At 64.8% G+C, this 2017-nt stretch carries 1 protein-coding gene; it reads right to left on the bottom strand.

Annotated features, from left to right (window positions below; genetic code table 11):
- Window positions 1-28: 28 nt before the first annotated feature.
- The gene (locus EOB49_RS29715) at window positions 29-1843 is read right to left on the bottom strand and encodes a methyl-accepting chemotaxis protein (protein ID WP_127383069.1); all 1815 of its coding nucleotides are present in this window, start codon (window positions 1841-1843) and stop codon (window positions 29-31) included.
- Between the last annotated feature and the right edge of the window lie 174 nt (window positions 1844-2017).

The raw sequence follows: 2017 nt of genomic DNA, 5'->3' as shown, positions 1-2017 counted from the left end.
CTCCCCACAAGGGGGAGGGTGGGCGCCTCTACTGCCGCTTGTATTCCCGCACCGGCGACTTGGTGTCGTCGGTGTAGGTGACCTGCACCGACATCGATTTCACGCTGTCGGCGACCTTGAAATAGGGCTGGTAGTCGTAGGGGATGGCGTAAGGGTCCTTCTTGTCGCAGGGCGGCATCTTGATCTCCTTGTCGAGCGCCGCGCCGTTCAGGCTGTAATGCACCTGCTTGATGGCGCAGCGATAGGACAGCATCTGGGTGAAGTAGACCAGCCCATGATTGCCGCTGGCATCGAAGGCGATCCACGAGGTCCAGAACTGGTCGAGGATCTGCTTGTTGCCTTGCTGGAGCGCGGTCTCCGGGTCGAAGCGGATGTCGAACGGGCCGGTCTCGCGGCCCCTGATGTCGAGATATTTGATGGCGATAATGCCGGCCACGGTGCTGTCGGGCATCTCGAAGCTCGGATTGGCCATCGGCTTGCCGGTCGTCTGATCGTTCATCGCCAGGAAACCGGTGTCGGTGAACGGACCGCTGTCGCCCATGCGCCAGGAGATGGCGGTTGCCGGCTCCGGCAGCGAGATGGTCATCGACCAACCCTGGTTCGAGCGCATCGGCGTCAGCGAAGGCACGAAGCGGGCGGGGTCGAGCACATCGCCAAGGGCCGCCAGCCGGCTGCGGCTGCGGTCCAGCCAGTCGGCCAACTGCGTCTGGTCGACAAAATATTTGAGCAGCCCGCCATCCTTTTCGTAGGACGTGAATTTGGTCAGCGCCTTGGCCTCGTTGCGCTTGTCGGCCAGCGTCTGGGCGCCGAGCCGGTCTTCGGAAAACTCCTGCGCCAACAGGAAATAGGCCGGCGCGAAATCTGGATTGGCTGATATGAAGGCGTTGAGCTTGTCGAGCCGCTGGGCGTCGTCGAACTGCTGGATATGCACCAGCTTGATCGACAGCGCCTTGCCCTTGTCGGCAAGCGCGCCGAACACTTCGCGCGCGCCGGCCTTGCCGTCCTGCACCCGAAGCAGCGTGGCAAAGCGGGTGTAGGGGTCGATGGCGTCGACGTCGAAACCGGCAAAGGCGAGGTAGGAGCGCCGCGCGTTGAGCATGTCGCCGGACAGCTCGTAGACGCGGGCATTGTGGTAGAATTCGTCCGGCCGCTTCGGCTCGGCAATCGCCCCGCCCTGTGCGGCCAAGGCGGCAAAGCCCTTGGCGATGGTGTCGATCGAGGCGGCGATCTGCTGCGTCGTTTCTTGCAGCTTCTCGGTCTGGGCCTGCTGCTGCGCCTGGCCGGCGGCCAGCGTCTCGGTCTGCTTCTTCACCTCGTCGGTGGTCTTCTGCACCTCCGCCGTCTGCTGCGTCTGCTGCTGCTGGGCCGAGGCGATCTCGTCGGCCTTCTTCGCCACCGTGTCGGTTGTCTGCTTGACCTGTTCGACCGTCTTCTGCGTTTGCGTGACGGTCTGCTCGATCCTGGCCACTTTTTCGGACACGATCCCCATCGACTGCTGCAGCCCGGCAATGGCCGGCACCAGGCTGGCGATCACCCCGTTCTGGGCGTTGGTCTGCTGCTGCAGGCCGTAGACGCCGCTGGCGACGGCCGCCGCCGTGGTGGCGAAGATCAAGGCCGGCAGCGCTCTGGCCGCCAGCACCAGCCTGAGCACGATGGCAATGGCGATGATGATTGCGGCCACCGCGGCGATCAGCGCGATATAGGCGGCGAACGGCGCCAGCGGATTGAGGATGTCTGATACCGCACCCCCGATAAAGGCGACACTGCCGGCCCATTTGCCGGTGCGGCTGAGCGATGCCCTGATAAGCGAGGGCGCTGCGCCCCCGGCCCCGATATTCGTCATGCCAAGCCCCCAAGCCCTGAGATACCACGCCCCTTCCCACGGGAAACGCGGCCCTGGCAAGGAAAGACACGGGAAAACCGGCGTTTTCGGGGCAGATGCTCGGCGGGGCCGATAGCCGACGCCGGCGCTGCCCCTCATCCGCCTGCCGGCACCTTCTCCCCGTGAACGGGGAGA

Origin of the sequence: Mesorhizobium sp. M7A.F.Ca.MR.148.00.0.0, from assembly GCF_003997735.1 — a bacterium.
In the GTDB taxonomy this organism is placed as follows: Bacteria; Pseudomonadota; Alphaproteobacteria; order Rhizobiales; family Rhizobiaceae; genus Mesorhizobium.
This window is presented reverse-complemented; position numbering and strand designations above follow the sequence as displayed.

Coding starts and splice junctions, on each gene's coding strand:
- EOB49_RS29715 (WP_127383069.1), bottom strand. CDS start 1,843: ATGACGAATATCGGGGCCGGGGGCGCAGCGCCCTCGCTTATCAGGGCA.